Raw genomic sequence first — 15,842 nt, 5'->3', positions numbered from 1 at the left:
GAGCGTATCGGACCTGGCCGATGCGTCGAAGGTCGACGGTCGGTCAGCTCACCGTGCGTTCGGCGATGGCGAGCACCAGGCGACGTGGGGCGAACCGCGCGCCATACGCACCGATCCGATTGAGAAGACCGTCGACGACGCTGGGCTTGCCCTCGTCGAGTGCCTTGAGGGCGGTGTCGACGACCTGCTCGGTGGAGCGTCGTTGCTTCATCGCCGAGCCGTCGCCCGCGACGTCGAAGAACTCGGTGTCGGTGGCGCCCGGGCAGACCGCCAGAACCCGCACGCCCGCTCGTCTACCCTCCGACCACAGCGCCTCGCTGAGGGAGAGCACGTAGGCCTTGGTCGCGGCGTACACCGCCATGCGCGGGACAGGTTGGAAAGCAGCATTGCTTGCGATGTTGAGGATTGCTCCACGGCCGACCTCGGCCATTCGCTGGAGATAGATGGTGGTGAAATCTGTGAGGGCGCCTACGTTGAGCTGGACCTCGTCACGGATCCGCGCAGGGTCGGCCTTCGCGAGGTAGCCGAAGGTTCCGAAGCCGGCATTGTTGACCAGGACGTCTACGCGCAGGCCACGACCGTCTGCTTCGGCCACCACCTTGTCGGCTGCACCCGGAACCGACAGGTCGGCTGGGATCACCTCGGCACGTATTCCGTAGCGCGACGAAAGCTCGCCTGCGAGCGCGACCAGCTTGTCCTCGCTGCGCGCGACGAGGACAAGGTCGGCGCCGCGCGCGGCGAGAGCACGCGCGAACTGCTCGCCGATACCCCCACTCGCTCCAGTGATGAGCGCCGTTGAGTTGCGGTAGTCCATCAGTGCCCTCCCAAGATCGTGTCCGTGTCGGGCCCACCAACGCGGAATCACCCTCCGAGGGTAGAGACAACATCGCGACCGGTCACGTGCACTGGACCCTGGGTTTGCTAGGCTGTCGTTCGCGAGTGACCTCGCACGCCGATGTAGTTCAATGGCAGAACATCAGCTTCCCAAGCTGAATACGCGGGTTCGATTCCCGTCATCGGCTCCACGTTCACAGGTGATGTCACCGCTGGTCGCGTTGTTTTTCTGAATCACCTCCCCTGGCTACGTAATGTGCTGCACACGTACCTGAGCCGCCATCCGTGCATCAACGTGCACTACGACGTGCCTCCCTGACACCGGTACCCAACGGACGTCCTGGCGCGGACACTCTCCCCGCTGCGACTTTCCCGCGACCGTAATCGGACCACGGTCCGTTTATGTGATCTGTGCGTCATTCCAAATCACCCTGGAAGAGTGCCGAGCGGCTTACGGTTGCGATGGGAAGAAGGGCCGCGTAGGGCCCCAGAGTGGAAGGAACCAGAGACATGACCGAGGTAACGGTTTTCGGAAACGGCAACATGGGCCAAGCGATTGCCGGCGTGCTGGGCAATGGTGGCGCCAACGTTCAGATCATCGGCAACGGCGACAAGGCTGCGATCACCGGCGAACTGGTCGTGCTCGCTGTGCCGTACCCGCAACTCGACGTCCTCGCGACCGAGCGCGCCGACCAACTCGCGGGCAAGACGGTTGTCGACATCACGAATCCGTTGAACTTCACCACTTTTGACTCCCTCGTGGTTCCCGCTGATTCCAGCGCCGCAGCAGAGTTGGCCGCCAAGCTACCCGAGTCCCGGGTTCTCAAGGCCTTCAACACCACCTTCGCAGCGACCCTCAACTCCGGTACGGTCGGCGACTCCGGGCAGACCACGACCGTCCTTGTCGCAGGCGACGACACCGCCGCCAAAGATCTGCTGATCGGGCTCGTCACCGAGGGCGGCCTCAAGGCCGTCGACGCCGGAAGTCTTAAGCGCGCCCGTGAACTCGAGTCCCTCGGATTCCTCCAGCTCACGCTCGCGAGCGCGGAGAAGATCAGCTGGGGCGCCGGATTCGCAGTGATCTCCTGAACCTCCCCGACCGCAACGAAAAGGGCGCGGATCGGCGCACACGGTAGGCGACGCACCGTTGGCATCGTCTACCGAAGGCTCTGTCTGACCAGGTCAGGCAGAGCCTTCGCCATGACACGTCGACGGTTCACCCGCGCGTCCACTGTCCACCCGTCGGTACTCTCATGACGCGAACCGACCGAGGGACGGACAACTGATGGCCTACCTGCGCAGCATTCCCGTACTCCCGCGCGGAGAAATCGGCATCGCCAGCGCAGTGCTGATGACCGCGGTCGCGGGCTATATCGACGCGTTCCTGTACCTCCGCCATCAGGTCTTCGGATTCGCACAAACCGGCAACGTGGTGTTTCTGGCAGTGGGTGTGGTGAAGGGCGACGAGTGGGCGAAGTTCGCCTGGCCCCTGCTCGCCTACCTCGCGGGACTCGTTGTTGCGCAGGTGCTGCGCACCCTGGCCCCCTCGCTGCCGTCACGGGCGCTCGGAGCCGTGCTCGTCTTCCAACTCCTCGTCTTCGTCGTCTTGGCGTGTTTGCCTGTCGGCGCGCCCGCAGCACTGTTCGTCATCCCACTGTCGTTCGTTGGGGGACTGCGTCTCGAACTGTTTCGCACGGCGGGGGGCATTTCGTTCGTCAGCATTGCGACGACGGGAAATCTGATGCGCTTCGTGTCAGCGGTCGCCGACCTCGTCCGCGGTCGCTCCTCAGCCCAGGCCCGGGCCGCACTCGCGACTGCCGTCGTGGTGGTCGCCTTTCTGGTTGGCGCTCTGTGCGGAGCGGCGATCGCGCAGAGCGTGGGACCTGCACTGTGGGGAGCGGTGATCCTCGAGGCCGTGAGCATCGTCGTCTTCATCGCACAAACGCGTGCTTCCCACCAGACAGCCGCCTAACCGGCCGCGCCTGCCGAACACAGAGCCCTCAACCCGTCCGTTGGTGCGCCGGAAAACCCGACACACCAACGGATTCGGATCAGCCGAAGCGGATGACTCCGCGAATGTTGCGGCCTTCGCGCATGTCGTCATACGCCGTGTTGATCTGATCGAGGGTGTAGGTCCGCGTGATCAGCTCGTCGAGTTTGAGGTTGCCGGCGCGGTACATGCCGAGCAGATTCGGCATGGCCTCGCGCGGCGACTTCATACCGTAGAGTGCACCCTGGATTCGCTTCTGCATCATGGCCAGGTTGTTGGCGTTCAAGCCGGGGACCACGCCCTCCTCCTTCTCGGGGCTGATACCCGTCACCACAACAGTTCCGGCCTTGCGAACGGCACCGAGCCCTTGTCCGATCAACTGGTTGCTGACGATGCTCGCAGTCAGGATGACCACGTCGGCACCCTGACCGTTGGTCAGTTCGGCGACGCGCGGCATCGCCTCGTCGATCGAACCGAATGCATCGGTTGCGCCGAAATCCGTTGCCCACTTCTGCTTGTCGGCCACGGGATCCACAGCGATGATGTGCGACGCTCCGCTTTCGCGTGCTCCCTGAACAGCATTCATACCGACGCCGCCGACGCCCGCGATCACCACGGTGTCGCCACGCTGCACGTTGCCCGCCGTCGCCGCCGACCCGAAACCTGTCTGCACACCGCAGGCGACGAGGCACGCTACCTCCAGTGGCACATCCTTGTCGATCTTGACCAGCGACATCTGGTCGTAGACCTGCCACTCGGAGAACGTGCCCAGCAGGCCCATGGTTGCGACATCTTTCCCGTCGTCAGCATGCATCCGATACGTGCCGTCCATCTGATGGCCGATCATGATCAGAGCACCGTTGTCGCAGAGGTTCTGCATACCTGCCGCACACCATCGACACCGACCACACGACGGAATGAACGAAGTCAGTACGTGGTCGCCGACCTCGAATCCGGTGACGTTCGGTCCGACCTTGCGCACCACGCCGGCGCCCTCGTGGCCTCCGACCACGGGGAGGTGCCCCGCAGTGATGTCTCCGTGTGAGATGTGGTCGTCGCTGTGGCACAGCCCCGTCGCGACCATCTCGACGAGCAATTCGCCGTCCTTCGGGTCGTCGAGTTCGAGTTCCTCGACTGACCACTCGCCTGGAGCCTCACGCAATACCGCAGCTCTAGTCCTCATCTGTTCCTCCTTCATCGGCACTATCGGGCGTGATCTGCCTCTCATGCGTGAGGATATGACACCTTGTGTCAAAACTGAACGAATTCACGATTTCCGCTGATCCACGCAACGTCGACGCCTGTGATCGACGGCGATACGCCATGATGGTGAACATGGGTTCCGACGGCCGACGCACGCTTCCCGACAGGGAAACCCCGGTCGACCGTGGGGGCAGACCTGCGTCGACGAGCGCACACGAACTCGCCGCCCAGGCCCAGCGCCTCTTCGTCGAGAACGGATTCGACCGGACCAGCGTCGAGGACATCGCGGCGACTGTCGGCGTGAGTCGACGGACGTTCTTTCGCTACTTCCCGACCAAAGCGGATGTGATCTGGGTCGAATCGGAAGCCGAGCACGCGCTGTTCGAACAGCTCCTCGATCACTCCCCGTCACACCAATCCCCGTGGGCCGCAATCACCGCGGCGTATATCGCCACGCTCGACCACGGCCGAGCCGAAGATGACTGGGCACGCCACCGCGCACGCTTGATCCTCTACGAACCCGCGGTCCAGCCACAGGCCAATCAGGTCGTCCGCCGGTGGCGCACCACGGTCACTCGTTTCGTCGCGAACCGCCGCGGATGCGACGTCGAGGACGTGGCGGCTCGTGCAGCAGGACACGCCGCAATAGCGGCATCGATTGCCGCACATGAACACTGGCTGGTGCATCCGGAACTGTCGATCGCCGAATGCATGCGCACGCTGTTCGACGCACTCGCGCCGCGCGGCCTCGAACCGTGACCTTCGCACCTGTCCCGGGTGCACAGCCAGTCGTAGCCTTTTGGTCGTGAGTCGTACTCTGATGAGCCTGTCGAGGTGTGCACCGGCGCGGGTGCAGTGAGATGCCGCCCGCAAGCACGGTGAGAAACCCTGAATGCCTCTCTGTCGACGAGGTGCTGCATGCACTGCGCACCTCGCGCACGGGACTGAGTGCCAACGAGGCCACCGCCCGCCTGGAGCACGACGGACCGAATGCGCTGCGGACCGTACGGGTGCATCCGTTCGAGATTCTGCTCAACCAATTCAAGAGCGCATTGATGATCCTGCTCATCGTCACCGCTGTGCTCGCAGGTGCGCTCGGTGACGTCAGTGACGCGGCGGTGATCGGAGCGATTCTCGCGGCAAGCGTCCTGCTCGGCTTCCTCAACGAACTCCGCGCGGCACGGGCAACACAAGCGCTCCACGACAGAGTCCACCACACCACCACAGTCATCCGCGACGGCCAACCGGCGACGATCGACGTGACCGGGCTCGTGGTCGGCGACGTCGTCTCGCTCACTTTGGGCCAGATCGTTCCCGCAGATCTCCGCCTCATCGACGTCACCGACCTCGCATGCAACGAAAGCGTACTCACCGGTGAGTCCTCCGCAGTCGGCAAGAGCATCTCAGCGGTCCCGACGGGCACCGCGTTGGCTGATCGCTCCGACTGCGCGTACATGGGGACAGTGGTGCAATCCGGTAGTGCCACAGGAATCGTCGTCGCCACGGGTGAACGAACCGAGTTCGGTTCCGTCGCCGGCGGACTCACCGAGGCGGCACCGCAGACCGCTTTCCAGCGAGGCTTGTCGAGGTTCTCGATCCTCCTGCTCCAAGTGGCGATCGTCCTCACCGTCTTCATCGTCATCGCCAATCTCATCCTCGGCAGACCGATCATCGACTCGGTGCTGTTCGCCCTGGCGATCGCTGTCGGTATCACCCCGCAACTGCTACCCGCAGTCGTGACGACCGCACTCGCGGCCGGGTCACGCAGACTCTCCGACGACGGCGTGCTGGTCAAACGCCTTGTGGCGATCGAGGATCTCGGCGATATCGACATACTGCTCACCGACAAGACCGGGACCCTCACCGACGGCAAGATCTCGCTGACCGCGACGCTCGCTCCCGACGGGACACCGGACGACCAAGTACTACGCGACGGACTGCTGGGCACCGATTCGGCCATACATGCGGGTGGAAACGAACTCGACGCCGCCCTGTGGCGCGATGCCGGACACGTCGCGGACTCCGTTGCGTCGTACGAACGTATCGCCACGCGTCCATTCGACCACGACCGGCAGATGGCGTCGGCCGTCACCGTGAGCACAGACGGCAACGCACAACTCGTGGTGAAAGGGGCGCCGGAACGGGTCATGGCTCGCTGCGTCGACGGCGAGCGCGGCCAGGCCACGCTCGATCGACTGTTCGCCGAGGGTTCACGCGTGGTGGCAGTGGCGACCAAGCAGGTCAACACAGACCACACCACTATCACCGACAACGACGAGACCGCACTGTCACTCGAGGGATTTCTGGTCTTCCTTGACAAGCCCAAAGCGTCTGCGGCGCAATCTCTCACTGCGCTCGCAGCACTGCAGATCACCGTCAAGGTGGCCACAGGAGACAACGTCGTCGTGGCCGCCAAGGTGGTCGACGACCTCGGCATGCGTTCGGGCGGTGCCATCACCGGCACGGAACTCGATGCTCTCTCTCCCGACGAATTCGATCGTGTTGCACGTGAATACACAGTGTTTGCCAGGGTCACTCCTGCACAGAAGGCTCGGCTTGTGACGTCTCTGCGCGCACACGGGCAATCGGTCGCCTTCCTCGGCGACGGCGTCAACGATTCACTCGCGCTGCACGCGGCCGATGTCGGTATCTCCGTGGACAGCGCCACCGACGTTGCCAAGGATTCGGCCGACGTGGTCATGCTGCAGAAAGATCTGGGGGTTCTCGCCAAAGGCGTCGCGGAGGGGCGTCGAACGTTCGCGAACACCATCAAGTACGTACAGATGAGCACGTCGAGCAATTTCGGCAACATGTTCAGCGCTGCCGGCGCGTCGGCCCTGCTGCCCTTTCTACCGATGCTGCCGAGCCAGATCCTGTTGAACAATCTGCTCTACGACACGAGCCAGCTCGCGATCCCGAGTGATCGTGTCGACCCGGAACTCCTTCGCTCCCCGTCACATTGGGATATCGCCGCGATCAGGCGGTTCATGCTGTTCTTCGGGCCACTGAGTTCGTTGTTCGACTTCTTGACGTTCGCGGTGATGCTTCACGTCTTCCACGCCGGGGCGAGCGAGTTCCATACCGCATGGTTCGTCGAATCCCTGTGTACTCAGACGTTGATCGTGTTCGCCATCCGAACACGTCGAATTCCCTTCCTACGCAGTCGGGCAGGCGGCTGGCTGATCGCTTCGGTTCTCGTGGTGGTGGCGATCGGCATCGCGCTGCCGTTCACGCCGCTTCGTCATATTCTCGGGTTCGTCGTACTCCCATGGACCTTCTACGTCTTTCTCGCTTCGATGGTGGTGGCCTATCTCGTGCTCGTCGAACTCGCCAAGCGCGTCTACTACACGTCACTGACGTTCCACCCCCAGATGCCACGACGTTGGCGCGACGAAGCGCACCACATCCAGCGTCGCGCTGCCCGGTTCACCACAGTCGGTCATGCACCGAGACAGGCGACGACCTCACTGTCGGCCACCTCACCAAAGTCGTGATACGACAGGCCGACCGCGCGGAAGGGGGCAGGGACGTCGACGCACACGACACGATCGACGGACGCGTCAGTCTCGAATCTGTGCACCGCATCTCGCGGGGCCACCGGTACGGCGACGACGACACCGACGGCTCCTGCCGCCCGCACGGCACGCACGGCGACGGCCATCGTCGCACCCGTCGCGATGCCGTCGTCGACCAACACCACAACACGGCCCGAGAACGAAATCGGCTGTCGCCCAGCGCGATACGTGTTCTCGCGTTGTACGCGCAGCTTGTTCTCCGCGCCGATGATCTCACGCAACTGCTCGGCCGACACTCCGAGTCGACGCGGCACGTCGTCGGTGATCAGTACCTGCCCCGCGGCGAGCGCGCCCATCGCGAACTCAGGCTGATCGGGCGCGCCGATCTTGCGCACCACGAGTACGTCCAACGGTGCGTCGACCGCGTTGGCCACCTCACGTCCGACGGGTACGCCTCCCCGGGCGAGCCCGACGACGATCAACGGTGGCCTGTCCTCGCCGGCAGATCGGAATCCGATCTCCCGCAACGCGTCAGCAACTAGCGGACCCAGCACACGACCGGCGTCGACCCTGTCAGTGAACACGACCGTGACCGACATCGGCGTCTTCCCGGACCGTCCCGGCGTCCGAACCGACCGCAGGTCCGACCTTGGCGGAGAAACTCGGTATCTCCCGCAGGTCGACGCTCGCCTCATAGGTTCGGTCGTAGCCCGTAGAGCAGATGCGCCAGCCGTCGTCGGTACGACGGTAGGAATCCGTATAGAACGCAGCGCCGATCATCATGAACGAGAACGCGGGCACGATCACGCGGTCCTGCAGGTACCACCTGCCGCTTGCGGTGTCGCCGTCGATGAGGATCTCCGGATGGCTCACCCGGTGTTCGGTGATGACACCCGGCCCGACAGAGGTGCGCATGTACCCGACGAGTTCGTCGCGGTCAGCGAACGACAGCGACTCGCCGTACTCGCCGACGACGTCCTCGGTGAGCGTCTCGGCGAAAGCGACCCAGTCCTTGGTGTCGAGAGTTCTCAGATACCGGTACTTCAGTGCCTTGACGGCCTCGAGATCGTCCATGATCCACGTCTACTCCGTGCGGACATCCTTGATGGCGGGATTGGTGGAGGAAGCGCTCGGCAGTACCGGAACACCTACTTCTTCCTGGTGCCCGGCAGCACTCCGGCGTCGATGACGGCTTTCACGTACGGACGCGTTCGCTCCAACAGAGCCTCGACGCCTGCACCTGACCATGCCTGGCCGGTGACGGCATCGGTCTCGACTTCGATGGTGCGGTACAGATCCATACCGGACTCGGTCAACTGGTGCGCGTCGTCGATTCTCGTCGCCAGCCCACGACCGACGAGCCGATCGACGGACGCCTCCCAGTCGTCGTCCGACCAACCGCGTGTCAGTTGCGTCAGCTTTCGACCCAGAATTCGACGACGGATCGACGGATCGGGCAGTTGCGCTTCGTGGAATGCGGCCGCATCGAGTCCGTCGAGTCCATGGGTCACGAGCACCGCGATGTGGTTGTCACCCCGCCACTCCCGGAGTACGGCGAGCGCATGCCACAGCGCGAGGTGTGGTGTCTCCGGCGGCGTGGAAGCGGCCCAAGAGGATGCGAGAGGTCTGCCGCCGAGTGGCAGATCCGACGCGATGTCGAGGTAGTGCCCGGCCAACGCCGACATCTCCGGATCATCGAGCTTGTCCCCGAGGATGTCGCGGAGCACTGAGTCGAGCATCTGCTCGCGACGGCGCGCGATCGTCTCGACTCCCACAGCACGTGCCGACTCCCAGGCCGTCGTGATCAGGTCGGGCGCGAAGTTGTAGAACGACGAGACCACCACCGGGGCGGAACATTCACCGAGAGGCGCCCCGCGTGCCCCGACGTAGAACGCGTGCGCATCGAGACCCGTGTCCTCCTGCGCAGCCGTGAGTCCAGGATTGAAGTACGCGAGGACGTGGAATGGCTCGAGCGTTTCGTACGCGAGTCTGGCGTGAGAGGCCGAGGTGTCGTCGGCGGTGATGACCATGTGAACCAGCCTCGCGTCCGGCACCTCCAGAGTCAAGGAGGCGTCCGTCTACGCATATATCGCTGCACCGCAGACAATTTCGATGAATATCCGAATTCTTCTTGACATAACTCGAGGCGGAGCTACTCTAAATATAGAACATTTGTTCGTATCGAATCGGGGTGGCGATGGGTACACACGAGCCGGGAGACGACGCACTAGGCGCCGAGAATCCGGTTGCCGAGGACGCTGGCGTCCACATCCAAGAACCGCACGCGCAGAACCCAATTGCGTTGTACGAGCAGCTACATGCGCTGCTCGATCAACTCGACGAGGTCGACACCACCACTGCCCCCGAAGCCGAGGTCGCTGCGATGGCCATCGAGCACGAACGCGCGGTGCGGCGCATGATCTCCATCGGTAACGATCGGATCATGGATGTCTCCGATCGTGCCGCTTACCGTTCGGTCGGCGTGATCTCGTTGCGCGACTTCATGATGGGGCCACTGCGTATCCCCAACGCATACAAGCGAATGCGCACGATGGAAGCCGTCTGCGAGACCTACACGATCACCGGCGACAAGAAGCCGCCCGTGTATCCACAGCTCGCTGCGGCACTTCGCGAGGGCACGCTCGGGGTCGATCACCTCGGCACAGCTCTCGAGGTGTTGAACAAGATCCCCGAGAACCTCGATCCGGAAGACCTCAACCGCGCAGAGGCAGAGGTGGTCGACTTCTCGCAGAAGCTGGCGCCTCGCCAGATCATCGCCGCGGGAACGCGATTGCTCGCCCACCTCGACCCTGATGGCACGATCACCGACGACAAAGACCGCAAACGTCAACGCAGACTGACCGTCGGAAACCAAGACGCACAATCGATGTCACAGTTGCTCGCCACGCTCGACCCCACAACCCGAGCAATGCTCGACGTCGTCCTCGCCGCGTGGGCGGCGCCCGGGATGAACAATCCCGACGACGACGCCTCCCCGACCGGCTCGAGTGTGGATGTCGACGCCGAGATACTCACCGAAGCTGCCGCACGCGACAACCGAACGCCTGCGCAACGCAATCACGACGCGCTCGGCGCACTACTCAAGGCGGTCCTCGACGGCGGGCTCATCGGCGCGAGCCACCGCGGGCTGCCACCGCATCTGATCGTGCGGATCTCCGACACCCAATTGCGGGAGTACGCGGGCGTCGGACAAACCACGACCGGCGCCGACATCCCCATGCCCGACCTGATCCGGCTCGCGGCACAGTCAGTGATGCACCTGGCCGTCTTCTCCGAACACACCGGGGCGCCGCTCTACCTCGGAACGTCCAAGCGGCTGGCCAGCCAGTCACAGCGGTTCATGCTGTTCGCCGGTTACGGCGGATGCTCCAAGCCCGACTGCCCCGCCCCATTCAGCCACGTCGAGATCCATCACGCCGAGCAGGACTGGGCTCGTGGTGGACGCACCGACATCGACGAGCTCGCCCCAGCCTGCGGTCCCCACAACCGCGCCGTAGGAGACAAGCCCGAGCAGTTCACCACCGAGAAGATTCCCGACGGCCCGGACCGGGGCCGCTACGGATGGCGCCCGAACAGCAATCCAGTGGGAACAGCTGGCTCCTTACGCACCAACCACATGCATGATCTGGGCAGCATCGTCGACGATCGACTTCTCCGACGACGCGCCGAGTTCACGCCCCCACCCGCCGAGAGCTCACCCGACGGCAGCTATCCCACCGGCATCGCCGACGAGATCATCTCGATGCTGCGCGCCGGGACGCTCGTGAGCGTCGGCGACTACGAAGCCGCCTGACCTGCCACGGGCTCGCTACCGGACCGGAACCCTTCCGGCCCGGTAGCAGGCGTGCCCGCGTTGCGCGGTGGTTAATTCGGCGGCCTCCTGTTGCGGAAATCGCGTCGATCCCGCACATTTGTCCGCAGTTGACCATATGGTCAACTGACGGGAACCGACTGCGGCCGTGAATCGAGATGCTCGAGTCGACGCGCTGCGAACCGGACCGAGGCGCACACCACGGCCCGGTGTGCGTCCACACGCGGTGAACTGGGGGATCTATGCGCCGAATGACCTTCGAGGACAGACGTCAGGCGCTGATCGACGCCGCCGTACGGGTGATCGCCCGAGACGGCCTCGCGGCCGCCACCACACGAGCGATCGTCGGCGAGGCCGGCATGCCTCAGGGCGCCCTGTTCTACATCTTCTCGTCACGCGATGCACTGATCAACGAGGTCATCGCCCACATCACCGAGCAGGAACGACTCACCGCCGTCCTCTCCGCCGACATGGTGGCCGACGACGCGACACTGCACGAAGTCCTGTGCGAAGCCATGCTCGGCTACCTCCGCATGCTCGAGGACGACCCCGCGCGCGAGCTCGCGCTGCTCGAGGTGGCGACACACGCGATCCGCCACGACCGCGCGGCGGTGAGCAAGCAGTGGCAGACGTATCGGACCGCCGTCGCCGATGCCCTGAGCTACCTCGGCGACCGCATGTCCATCACCTGGGAACTGCCTCTACCCCAGGTGGCTCATCTGGTCACCTCGGCGATCGACGGGTTGACCCTCTCGTGGCTGACCGATCGCGACACCGAGGCCGCGCGCCGCAACATCGATCTTCTCGTGGCCGCCATCGTCACACTGGCCGCACCCGCCGAGTCCGAGGCCAACCGGAGGTGACCGTCGAACCCGACTCGCACCAGGCGTCTACCCTTCCGTGGCAGCGAGTCAGCACCCGGTGGATCGGCCTGTTCGGCCTGTCATGGCTCGGCATCTGGCTCGCACAGCTCGCACCGTTCCAGCTCACCCTGCCCGACCAGATCAACGACTGGCTCGAGATCGGAAACAGCGTCGACGAGAGCAACTGGCAGCGAAGCGTTCTCACCTTCGGTGTGGTTTCCGGTATCTCCGCCGTCTTCGCGCTCGTCGCGTTTCCGCTGACGGGTTCCCTGTCGGATCGCACGACGAGCCGTTACGGCCGACGCCGGCCGTGGATCGTCGGCGGGACAGCGCTTTTCGCAGCGGGGCTGCTAGCGCTCGGATTCTCCGACAACATCGTCGCCATCACCATCGGGTGGTGTGCCGCGCTGACCGGTTTCAGTGCTGCTTCGGCGGCATTGACGGCACTCATCAGTGATCAGGTCCCCGTATTCCAGCGCGGAGTGGTGTCGAGCTGGGTGTCGGCTCCGCAGGCCATCGGCGCGATCGTCGGCATCGCACTCGTGTCGGTCTTCGGCCTCGGTTTCCTGCCGTCATACGCACTGTTCGCGGTCCTGCTGATCGTCTGCGTGACACCGTTCGTGCTGTATCTGAACGATCCGCCGTGTCCGAGCCACGACAAGGGCAGACTCAGCCCCCGCACGATCATCTCCGAACTCTGGATCTCGCCTCGCGAGCATCCCGACTTCGGCTGGACGCTGTTGGGGCGCATCCTGGTGAATCTCGGCAATGCACTCGGCACATCTCTGCTCTTCTTCTTCCTCAAGTTCGGACTTCACTCCTCCGACGCCGACAACGACATCCTGCTGGTGTCAGCGGTGTACATGGTCTTCGTGGTCATCAGTGCCCTGGTGTCGGGCAAACTCAGCGACTTGGTCGGACGTCGTAAACCCTTCGTCCTCGCCGCGGGCGTGTGCCAGGGTGCTGCCGCGATCTGTATCGCTGCTGTCGCCGACCTCCCGATGACCATGGTCGCCGCAGCCCTTCTCGGTGCCGGGTTCGGCGCGTTCCTCGGCGTCGACCAGGCATTGGCGACACAGGTGCTACCCGACGCGCAACACAACGGTCAGGACCTCGGCATCATGAACATCGCCATGGCCGTACCGCAGGCACTCGGACCGCTGGTCGGTGCCGCAGTGGTCGAGGCCACCGGCGGCTTCACCGGATTATTCGTCACCTCAGCGGTTTTCGGGATTCTCGGCGGTCTGTCCGTGTTGTTGGTGCGCACTGTGCGCTGACCCCTGACCGCTGACCGTTGACCGTTGACCACGAAACTCCGCCATATCCACTTCTCTCGTCCACGTCCAGTCACAAGTATTGTCCACCCAGGGGGTCACAGTTGAGTTCAGCGAGCCGCAGTTCCGGGCACAGCAATGACGCACACAGCAGTTCCGGGCACACGGCCGCGCCAGGCAGGGTGAGTCGCCGCGGCTTCCTGGGGGTGTCGGCAGGCGCCGTCGGAGCGGGACTGATCGGAACCGCGGCGCTCGGCGCTGCGGGTAGCGGAACAGCATCGGCAGCACCACCATCCGGGTACCTCGTCGGCGCGGGAAAAGGCGACCTCACCGGTGCCATTGCCGGCCAAGGGATGATGGGCTACTCCGATCTCAGTCAGGTGGCAACAGGGCTCCTGCAACGGGTCTGGGCACGGGCGTACATCATCGCCGACGCCGCGTCGGGCGCACGGGTGGTGTTCGTCAACGCCGACCTGGCCTGCCTGTTCGAGTCGCACCGCGTCGGTGTCATGAAGGAACTACGCAGTCGATTCGGCAACCTCTACTCCGAGGACAACGTCAACCTCAACGCGACCCACAACCACAACTCCTGCGGAGGCACCGCCTGGGACTACGCCTATGTCCTTGCCGCACTGGGCCATCGCGAGAACTCCTACCGCGCCGAGGTCGCCGGCATCGTCGACGCGATCGTTGCGGCACATCACAGCCTGGCACCGGGGACGCTCGAGCTCGGGCACTCCGAACTACACGACGCCAGCGCGAACCGCTCGCTGCAGGCGTTTGTGAACAATCCCACGCCTGATCGGCGTCATTTCCCGGAACACATCGACCCACAGGTGACATCACTGCGACTTCGGCAGAGCGGCAATGTGATCGGTGAGATCACCTGGTTCGCCACGCACGGTACATCACTGACCGACGCAAACACGCTCATCTCCGTCGACAACAAGGGTTACGCCTCGTATCTGGCCGAGCAGCAGAAGCCGGACGTCGTCGCCTCCTTCCCGCAAACCAATGCCGGTGACATGACACCGAATCTCGCCGTGCGCAAACTCCACCCGGCAGGCCCCACCGACGATCACCGAGCCAACTGCACCATCATCGGACAGCGCCAGTTCCGCGCCGGTGAGCGCGCATTCGCATCCGCACGGTCGATGTCCGGTGGCGTCTCCTACGCGTACCGCTTCCTGAACCTGTCCGACATCGCGATCGACGGCACCTACACCCCCGACGGACGTCCGGCGCGGACGAGCCCCGCCATCATGGGTGCTGCCGCCGCCGCGACGAGTACCGAGGACAACACCCGCAGTCAGCTCTCGTTCCTCAACGAGGGCATGGTGCTTCCCTTCGCCGCAGCACTCGGCGCGACGTCGAAAGTGACACCGCCGCCGTGGGTTCAGCAGATCCAAGCGCCGAAGGTTCCGTTGTTCCCGCTCGGCTACATGCCACCGCATCCGTGGATTCAACAGGTGCTGCCCATCCAGCTGATTCGCATCGGCGATCTCGTGCTGGCAGCCGCTCCCGCCGAGTTCACCATCACCGCGGGACTGCGCGTGCGTCGCATCGTCGCGGCGGCATTCGCACTACCGCTGGAAAACGTTCTGCTGCAGGGATACTCGAACGGGTACAGCCAGTACGTCACGACCCCCGAGGAGTATCTGTCACAGCAGTACGAGGGCGGTGAGACCATGTTCGGTCGCTACACCCTGTGCGCGTACATGCAGGAGTTCGACAAACTCGCGCGGGAGATGGCCGCAGGGAAGTCGGCGTCGCGCGGGCCGAACCCGCCGGATCAGCGCAGTCCGCAGCCCGATCTGCTGACACCGGTACCCGCCGACACCCCGATCGCGGGCAAGCGTTTCGGCGACGTCGTGCGCGCACCGAAGTCGTCGTACCGATCGGGCCAGACGGTTTCGGTGGACTTCTGCGGAGCGCATCCCGCCAACAAGGTGCACAGGGTGAGCGCGGGAAGCAGTGCGGCCCGCGACGGCTACTTCGTCGTCGAACGCTACGAGTCGGGACGCTGGGTCGCCGCCGCCGACGACGACACCTGGGGTACCGAACTCGCCTGGAAGCGCCCCGCCGGAAGTTCGACGGCGTCGGTGGTGACCATCAGTTGGACACCCGGCACAGGTACCTCCGGACGCCATCGCATCCGGTACTTCGGCGATGTCAAGCGCGCAAACGGCACGCTCTCGCCGTTCGTCGGGACGACTCCGGCGTTCGATGTGACATGACCGCATACCCGTGCTTGCGGAGCACGCAGGGGCGGGCACGCAGGGGCTCGAGCACGATCGCACAGATAGCCGGTTCGTAGCGCACCACAACATG

General features: G+C 64.3%; 13 protein-coding genes and 1 tRNA gene. 9 read left to right on the top strand and 5 right to left on the bottom strand.

What is annotated here, in order from left to right; genetic code table 11:
• Positions 1-43: 43 nt before the first annotated feature.
• On the bottom strand, positions 44-814 hold the full coding sequence (locus GOOTI_RS07950; RefSeq protein ID WP_007238057.1) for an SDR family NAD(P)-dependent oxidoreductase: 771 nt from the start codon (positions 812-814) through the stop codon (positions 44-46).
• A gap of 137 nt (positions 815-951) precedes the next feature.
• On the opposite strand from GOOTI_RS07950, the gene GOOTI_RS07945 reads away from it, so the two are divergent.
• The 3 genes from GOOTI_RS07945 (at position 952) to GOOTI_RS07935 (ending at position 2,806) form a co-directional block, all read left to right on the top strand.
• Positions 952-1,025, top strand: a tRNA-Gly gene (locus GOOTI_RS07945).
• 319 nt (positions 1,026-1,344) lie between these two features.
• Positions 1,345-1,923: an NADPH-dependent F420 reductase gene (locus GOOTI_RS07940; protein ID WP_007238056.1), complete on the top strand. Its 579-nt coding sequence runs from the start codon at positions 1,345-1,347 to the stop codon at positions 1,921-1,923.
• A 196-nt stretch (positions 1,924-2,119) separates the two neighbouring features.
• Positions 2,120-2,806, top strand: coding sequence for a DUF1275 family protein (locus GOOTI_RS07935; RefSeq protein WP_007238055.1), 687 nt, complete (start codon positions 2,120-2,122; stop codon positions 2,804-2,806).
• Positions 2,807-2,885: 79 nt separating this feature from the next.
• Here GOOTI_RS07935 and GOOTI_RS07930 read toward each other — a convergent pair whose 3' ends face one another.
• Positions 2,886-4,007, bottom strand: a complete 1,122-nt coding sequence (locus tag GOOTI_RS07930) for an NDMA-dependent alcohol dehydrogenase (protein ID WP_007238054.1) — start codon at positions 4,005-4,007, stop codon at positions 2,886-2,888.
• Between the two features lie 65 nt (positions 4,008-4,072).
• Here GOOTI_RS07930 and GOOTI_RS07925 point away from each other — a divergent pair, with 65 nt between their 5' ends.
• Both GOOTI_RS07925 and mgtA read left to right on the top strand, forming a co-directional pair.
• On the top strand, positions 4,073-4,786 hold the full coding sequence (locus GOOTI_RS07925; protein ID WP_007238053.1) for an acyl-CoA-like ligand-binding transcription factor: 714 nt from the start codon (positions 4,073-4,075) through the stop codon (positions 4,784-4,786).
• A 101-nt stretch (positions 4,787-4,887) separates the two neighbouring features.
• Positions 4,888-7,521 carry a magnesium-translocating P-type ATPase gene (mgtA, locus tag GOOTI_RS07920; protein ID WP_007238052.1) on the top strand — a complete coding sequence of 878 codons (2,634 nt, stop codon included), beginning with the start codon at positions 4,888-4,890 and terminating at the stop codon, positions 7,519-7,521.
• Here mgtA and GOOTI_RS07915 read toward each other — a convergent pair.
• The 3 genes from GOOTI_RS07915 to GOOTI_RS07905 form a co-directional block, all read right to left on the bottom strand.
• Positions 7,467-8,141, bottom strand: a complete 675-nt coding sequence (locus tag GOOTI_RS07915; protein WP_007238051.1) for a phosphoribosyltransferase — start codon at positions 8,139-8,141, stop codon at positions 7,467-7,469. The genes mgtA and GOOTI_RS07915 overlap by 55 nt on opposite strands.
• A complete protein-coding gene (locus GOOTI_RS07910; protein ID WP_007238050.1) occupies positions 8,116-8,616 on the bottom strand; it encodes a nuclear transport factor 2 family protein in 501 nt (166 codons plus the stop codon). Before GOOTI_RS07910 ends, GOOTI_RS07915 begins: the two co-directional genes overlap by 26 nt.
• Before the next feature lie 74 nt (positions 8,617-8,690).
• Entirely contained in the window at positions 8,691-9,572 is an 882-nt protein-coding gene (locus GOOTI_RS07905) for an SCO6745 family protein (protein ID WP_039993742.1), read from the bottom strand.
• Between the two features lie 167 nt (positions 9,573-9,739).
• On the opposite strand from GOOTI_RS07905, the gene GOOTI_RS07900 reads away from it, so the two are divergent.
• From GOOTI_RS07900 to GOOTI_RS07885, 4 genes are all read left to right on the top strand, one after another.
• Positions 9,740-11,356: a DUF222 domain-containing protein gene (locus GOOTI_RS07900; protein WP_007238048.1), complete on the top strand. Its 1,617-nt coding sequence runs from the start codon at positions 9,740-9,742 to the stop codon at positions 11,354-11,356.
• 269 nt (positions 11,357-11,625) lie between these two features.
• Positions 11,626-12,237 (top strand): TetR/AcrR family transcriptional regulator, encoded by a 612-nt coding sequence (locus tag GOOTI_RS07895; protein WP_007238047.1) that lies wholly within the window; start codon positions 11,626-11,628, stop codon positions 12,235-12,237.
• Positions 12,234-13,514 (top strand): MFS transporter, encoded by a 1,281-nt coding sequence (locus GOOTI_RS07890; protein ID WP_007238046.1) that lies wholly within the window; start codon positions 12,234-12,236, stop codon positions 13,512-13,514. The genes GOOTI_RS07895 and GOOTI_RS07890 overlap by 4 nt, the downstream gene beginning before the upstream one ends.
• 179 nt (positions 13,515-13,693) lie before the next feature.
• A complete protein-coding gene (locus GOOTI_RS07885; protein ID WP_007238045.1) occupies positions 13,694-15,748 on the top strand; it encodes a neutral/alkaline ceramidase in 2,055 nt (684 codons plus the stop codon).
• Positions 15,749-15,842 lie beyond the last annotated feature (94 nt).

Origin of the sequence: Gordonia otitidis NBRC 100426 (genome assembly GCF_000248075.1) — a bacterium.
Lineage (GTDB): Bacteria > Actinomycetota > Actinomycetes > Mycobacteriales > Mycobacteriaceae > Gordonia > Gordonia otitidis.
This window is presented reverse-complemented; position numbering and strand designations above follow the sequence as displayed.